Genomic DNA, 6,570 nt, shown 5'->3' on the forward strand with positions numbered 1-6,570 from the left:
AGGTCTAACAGACATTTTCATGTGGGGCCTTTCGGGGCCGCAGATCTTCGGGCTGGATCAGGCCACCAGAGACAAACTGGACCTGTATGCTGTTCCATCAGGATCCTGGTCGCTACTGATGAATCCGATTCCTAACAAAGCGCCATATGTCGTTGAAGTAGGAGGGAAGGAGTACTTCAACGCCTTCGCAATCAAGGATATCAGATTCGCCATGAATGACCTGATCAACAGGCAATATCTCGTCGACGAAATTCTCGGAGGAGCCGGAACGCCGGCCTTCACTATGGCTACGACGGGTCAGCCGGGAACGTACAGGTACAACCTTCTCGCCACGAAGTTTGGTTTGACGGCCGAAGGGAACGAAGCGAGAGCTCTGGAAGTAATTGAAAGCTCTATGCAAGCTGCGGCCGCACTACCGGAAAATGTCGGCAGGCTAGAGAAGAAGGACGACGGCTTCTGGTACTTCGATAATGAGCCCGTCACAATCAAGATCGCTATTAGGGTCGATGATCCTCAAGGTCGTCTGAAGGAAGGAGATTACATCGGGGATCAGCTTGAAAAGGCTGGATTGAAGGCGGAAAGGATGTACTGGGACAGAATTAAGTGCAGCAACGTTGTCTACGGAGGCGATCCGGCAGAGTTTGCCTACCAGATGTATACGGAAGGCTGGGGTGCCGGTGCAACGAGGGCCTTCTGGGAACATATCGTTGCGCAAATGTACGCCCCATGGTATGGATACATGCCGGGCGGAATGACGGAAGGCTTCTGGAACTACGAACAGGATGAGATCGATGAAGCCACTCTTAAGGCTTACACTGGTAATTTCCTGACAGAAGAGGAGTACTGGGAACTTGCGCTCAGAGGCCTTGAACTAGGTCTGGAAGAGGCTGTCAGGATATACGTTGTCAATCAGCTCGACTTCTTTGTCGCCAACGAATCAAGACTAGAACAGAGGTTTGCCTATGGGCTGGGAGACGGTCTGAACACATGGTCGATAAGAACGGCCGTTACCGATGACCGAACGCTGTTCATAACACAGTTCTCGGCTATGGGTTCTCTCTTTATGGATGCCTGGGACCCGATAGGAACAGACGGTTTTGACAGTGTATATTCGAACTACATTGCCGAAAACCTTTACGATCCAGCGATGTTCGAGAGCCCAGCTTCGGCTATTCCAACACCTCTTAGGGCGGTGCCGATCGAAGTTCAGACGAAGGCGCGACGTAATGAAGAAGGAGACGTTGTCGGAGATTACGAAGTACCCGCAACTGCTATCAACTACTGCCCGTTTAACGAAGCCTGGCTAGAAGTTGGAGAAGGAAGCAAGTCGATCTCCATGGCTACCTACGAATTCAAGTTTGGTAAACTTCACCATGGGCAGCCTATTACGGTCGTCGACTTTCTCTATGCTCAGGCATTCCAGATGGAGTGGGCAAACAAAGAGAGCGATGACGACCTCCAGTACGAACAGGCATATTCTTCCTCTCTTCAGAGCGGTCTCGATACAATCATAGGTTGGGTTCTTAACGAGGACAACACAATAACCGTCTACTTCAATTACAACTTCCCGGCGAGCAAAGACAGGGTTGCCAGCTGGGGAGCGCCTGGTATAAGCGTTTCTTCGTCAGGCCATCCAGTCGGCTGTGCCTGGGAGATAGCGGAGGCCATGTCGCTACTTGTAACTGAAGGCAGCAAATCAGGTACCGCTTACTCAATTACGATGGATCCTGCCTTCACCGAAGTGGATGCTATTGCTCCTGCATGTGTGAAAGACATCAGAGCTAAACTTGTCGAAATGAAGGAAAGGAAGCATATTCCTAACTACATTAAGGAATTTGTTGACGAGGAGTATGTGATTGGTAGATACGAGGCTGCAATTGAATTCATAGATGATTACGGCCATGCCTACATCAGTAATGGGCCTTTCTATCTGTCGAAATTCGACTCGACTTCCAACTACATGGAATTGAGAGCTTTCAGAGATCCCGACTATCCGTACGAAGATACATATTGGATAGAAGCACTGAAAGCGGTTAGGATGGAGATAAACAGTTTGGAAACACCTGCTTTTGTAGCTAAGGGCAGCGATCTTCCCGTAAGTGTCTACGTGTCAGAAGTCACTTATCCGATAGATGAGGCAGTTCCTGCAACAACAGGAAAGGTTACTCTATCTCTGATAGTTGGACAGGAAGCACTCGAGTTCGAAGCCGCAATGACCGAAGCCGGTCTTTTCGAGTGCGTGATACCGGCCAGTGCCATCGAAGATCTCGATCCAGGATCCTACGATATCATGGCCATTGCCGAGCTGGAGGGGGCTATTCCCGCTTCTGCTTCCACTTCGATAGTAATCTACTGATAAGGCTCCGATTTAAGAGGCAGTGTCATAGACACTGCCTCTTTTTGATTTACCCAGTAGAGAGACTCTTGATCTAGAAAAAAGCTACGAACGCACTAGACTGCCTTCTCATGTGCAATTTGATTTTGCAGTCGTTATCAAACCCTCTGGAATTAAACGATTCAATCAAGAGTGAAATCGGTTCAAAAATCGTCAAATCCGATTGAGGGCACCTGCTTCGTGTTCAAATGGATGAATTCTTTTGACAAATCAAGGTTTTCGAGTAAAGAGCAGATAATACTCATTCTTTTCGTTTGCGAAGTAACCCGAGAGATTATGCTTCTCCTGTAATTTTGATTGTATGTTCAAGACAGCTATTCTCTCGGAAAATCCAGATATTGCCTGTGACTACTCCTTCGATCCTCTAATTTTTTTCAAGAACTTCTCCACATCTTCGGAAGGGATTTCTAGGTAACCGGGTTCGGCACCGGAAAGGTGAGTGATCTGAGCCAGAAACTCCAATGTCTCGAGCTTAGCATATGCCTCTTCGATACTGCTTCCACCGACAGTTACCCCATGGTTTCTCAAAACGAAGGTTCTCGAACCCTGCTTCAAGCCCTCATCGAATATATCTGCAAAATCATCCGTGCCGGGCATTCTGTAAGGAAGATAAGTTATCGGAGCCAGCATGAGCGCCGTTTCCGGAAGAACATTTACAGGAAATTTCTTCTGTAGAACTGCCATAGTGGTTGCGTAGACAGGATGAGCGTGGAAGACGGAAAGCACGTCTTCACACTCTCTGTAGATCTTCAGATGCATCCTGTATTCGGAGGATGGTTCGCGACTTCCGGTTACTTTCCTGCCATCCAGATCTACCTCGACAAGATCCTCCTCAGTAAGAAAGTGCTTTACCATTGTTGTGGGGGTTATCAAAAAATGATCTCCTATTCTGACGCTCATATTTCCGCCGGTACTCTCGGTAAGTCTTCTGTCCCACGCCAGCCTTGCAAAAAGGACCAGCTCTTCTCTAGAATCCATAGTGACCTCCATTCTGTTCGATAATCTGTTCTATATGTAGAATGAAATAATTATGAGTCGATTCTATTATAGCCAGTTATGCTACACGTGACCATCAGGCTTTGCCTGGCCAGTCTCCCCTTCGGCGGGACGCATTGCACTAAGGGGCATCAGTGGACGCAATGACGGCAAGCCTCTAAAGAAGTGATACCGGGCATCACTTCCTCGCGCCAGCGAGCCTCACTTCCTGGCGAAGCCAGCCTTTCATCTTATTCCGCTCTTTCCAACACCTGACCTCAGACCCCCAACCCCGGTCTTACAACTCACAACTTGGAACTTGCAACTTACAACTGATCCCTTGCTCTTTCCAAACCCCAGCCCGCTACCCCCGACCCCGGTTTTTCAAAGATCCACGATCTTCCCCGGATTTAGTATGTTGTTTCGATCAAAGGCCTTTTTTATGCCTCGAATTAGGTCAAGTTGAGCTTCGTCGACAATTGATGCAAGGTACTTCTTTCTCTTGATACCTATACCATGTTCTCCGCTGATGCAGCCCCCTAACTCTGTCGTTTCGTCAAAGAGCTCTTTCTCGGCCAGCGGGAGATTTTTGTTCCACTCTTCTTGAGGAAGCTCCCCCTTTATGAAAGTCACGTGGACATTTCCGTCGCCGGCATGTCCGAAGGCGATCATTTCTAGCCCGCACTTCTTTGCGATCTCTTCAGACCTCTTTATCAACTTGGGTATGTTTGCCATCGGAACGGAGACGTCTTCCATACTATGCACAGGGCTTATTGCAGCCAGTGCCTCCGCAATCGACTTTCTCGCCTTCCATAGTTTGTCTCTTGTATTTCGGTTGTCTGCCACGAAGGCTTCTAGACCGCCCGCTTCGATAGCGGCTTCTCCTAGTTTTACGTAATCATCGAATATCGAATCCTTGCTGTTGCCTTCGACTTCAATTATCAGGTGAGCGCCGGCATCGGAATAAGGGAATTCGATATTCAGGAAGCTGCAGGCCGCCCTTATGGAAGAACCATCCATAAACTCAAGGGAAGTTGGGACGACACCAGAACCGCTCATCAGCCTGGGTACTGCGGCAATTGCCGTATCGATGTCCGGGTATGGTACGAGCAGCGCCACCGAATACTTCGGCTTTGGCAGCAGCCTCAAGGTTATTTTCGTGGCAATTCCCAGTGTACCTTCAGATCCGACCATGAGGTGGACGAAGTCCAGACCGCTGACGTCCTTAAGTCTCTTTCCTCCGAAGTGCGTCACCTCTCCCGAGGGCAGGACCACCTCAAGGCCGTAAACATGGTATCCCGTCGGTCCATGTTTCATGACTTTGTTTCCACCGGCATTCTCCGCAACGTTGCCTCCGATCGAGGAACTTTCGCTGCTGCAGGGATCACCTCCGTAAACGAGATTATGCTTGTCTGCAAGTTTCTGAATCTCACCGGTTATCACTCCCGGTTCAACGGTAATCATCATGTTTGCTTCGTCGAATTCAAGAATCCTGTTCATCTTCTCGAAACTCATGACGATTCCGCGGTACGAAGGCACGGCGCCTCCCGAAAGGCCCGTTCCCGCACCTCTTGGCGTAACTGGAATCATGTGTCTGTTTGCAAATTTCATGATCTCCGACACTTCCTCAGTGCTTACAGGGAATGTGACGACTTCCGGTCTGACGGCTCTCAATTCTGCCGTCTCGTCTTTCGAATATCTATCCAATGACTCCTCATCGTATTTGACTGAGATTTTGAGAAGAGATTGCAATTCTTCAATCAGGTCCGCGTTCAACTGTCCGTAATTCATTTCTTCACCTCCGACTCAAGCGACTCGGCAAGTTCATTCAGAATCTCGACCGCATCTCCAACAAGCCCAATATCTGCGAAATTGAAAATCGCGGCGTTTCTGTCTCTGTTTATCGCAACGATAAACTCCGCTGTCTGCATTCCTGCAATATGCTGAACGGCGCCCGAAATCCCTGCGGCTATGTAGATCTTCGGTTTTACTGTATGGCCGCTCAATCCTACTTGAGCTTCGTGTCCGACCCACTTCGAATCAACGATCTTTCTTGAAGCGCCGACTGTTCCGTTAATAAGCTTTGAAAGCCTGTAGACCGGTTCCATGTTCTCAACCTTTCGAAGTCCCATGCCTCCAGCGATTATCACTTCGGCGTCCTGAACACCCTTCTGGCCCTCTCCTATTGGATGGAACTCTATGAGTTTCGCTGCCGTTTGGGTCAAATCCGGAGTCACGTCAAAGTGAACCAGCTCACATTTGCTTTGATATGCTTCCTTAAGAGGCGAGAATGTTTTTGGTCTCACGGTGGCCATCTGAGGTCTGTGATTCGGGGTCTTTATAGTTGCCATTATGTTGCCGCCTATAGCAGGCCTCGTTTGCAGAAGGTTTCCCGTTCCCTCCTCTATATCGAGACCGGTGCAGTCTGCCGTCAGGCCTGTCTTCAAGAGAGCCGCCAGTCCCGGCATAAAGGTTCTGCCGGAAGTTGTGGCCGGTGCGAGAACGATTTCAGGTGATAACTTTCTTACTATAGCGGCCAGAGTCTTAGTGTATGGTTCGAAATTGAATCTCTTGAAGCTTCCATCAACTGCCAGGATGATTCGATCAGCTCCACCTGAGAAGAGAGAGCTGGACGAATCCTCTTCGACAGACTTGTCGGAGAGGATCACTACGGAAACCGTAAGAGGCCGCTTCATGGATAACTCCCTTGCCTTTCCAAGTAGTTCGAATGTACTTGAGTGGATTTCACTTCCTCTTTTTTCTGCGATTACCAGGAGATCATTCATGGTTCACCTCCAGATAGGGTACCAACCTCTTCTTTATCTCATCTATTCCATCTCTAATATTGCTCCCCTCATACATCTCGACCATCCTCGAGAGCTTCGGGGTTCCTATCCTTACTACCCTTGTGGGTGATCCTGTCAAGCCGATCTCCGATGGATCTATTCCAAGAGAATCGTTACCGATCCTCTCTACCGGGAAGTTTCTGGCGAGTTTCTTTCCGTTCAATGTCGGAAGTCTGGGTTCATTGACGTCCTTAGTCACCGAAACAAGTGAAGGCAGGGGAAGCTTCCACACTTCCTTTCCATCTTCCACTTCGCGTTCAATTGTTATGCCCGATCCATCTAGCTCAACTATTTTCGAAACATAAGTGGCGACGGGAATACCCAGCATCGAACCGGTTTCAGGTCCGACCTGGC

The 6,570-nt window shown here is 49.0% G+C and carries 5 protein-coding genes; 1 reads left to right on the forward strand and 4 read right to left on the reverse strand.

Features of this window, described 5'->3' with window-relative positions; translation table 11 throughout:
* Nucleotides 1–2,356, forward strand: a 2,356-nt coding sequence (locus ENN47_12565) for an ABC transporter substrate-binding protein (protein ID HDP78981.1), incomplete at its 5' end; no start/stop codon positions are given.
* Between the two features lie 387 nt (nt 2,357–2,743).
* Here the strand turns inward: ENN47_12565 and ENN47_12570 are convergent.
* The 4 genes from ENN47_12570 to ENN47_12585 all read right to left on the reverse strand — a co-directional run.
* Entirely contained in the window at nt 2,744–3,373 is a 630-nt protein-coding gene (locus tag ENN47_12570) for a class II aldolase/adducin family protein (protein HDP78982.1), read from the reverse strand.
* A gap of 381 nt (nt 3,374–3,754) precedes the next feature.
* On the reverse strand, nt 3,755–5,161 hold the full coding sequence (locus tag ENN47_12575; protein ID HDP78983.1) for an FAD-binding protein: 1,407 nt from the start codon (nt 5,159–5,161) through the stop codon (nt 3,755–3,757).
* Nucleotides 5,158–6,156 (reverse strand): electron transfer flavoprotein subunit alpha/FixB family protein, encoded by a 999-nt coding sequence (locus ENN47_12580; protein HDP78984.1) that lies wholly within the window; start codon nt 6,154–6,156, stop codon nt 5,158–5,160. Before ENN47_12580 ends, ENN47_12575 begins: the two co-directional genes overlap by 4 nt.
* On the reverse strand, nt 6,149–6,570 hold a 422-nt coding region (locus tag ENN47_12585; GenBank protein HDP78985.1), incomplete at its 5' end, for an electron transfer flavoprotein subunit beta. The genes ENN47_12580 and ENN47_12585, both read right to left, overlap by 8 nt.

Origin of the sequence: Mesotoga infera, assembly GCA_011045915.1 — a bacterium.
Taxonomy (GTDB): Bacteria; Thermotogota; Thermotogae; order Petrotogales; family Kosmotogaceae; genus Mesotoga; species Mesotoga infera_D.

Bases quoted from the DNA above. Each gene is read 5' to 3' on its own strand.
- ENN47_12570 (HDP78982.1), bottom strand. From the start codon at position 3,373: ATGGATTCTAGAGAAGAGCTGGTCCTTTTTGCAAGGCTGGCGTGGGAC.
- ENN47_12575 (HDP78983.1), bottom strand. From the start codon at position 5,161: ATGAATTACGGACAGTTGAACGCGGACCTGATTGAAGAATTGCAATCT.
- ENN47_12580 (HDP78984.1), bottom strand. From the start codon at position 6,156: ATGAATGATCTCCTGGTAATCGCAGAAAAAAGAGGAAGTGAAATCCAC.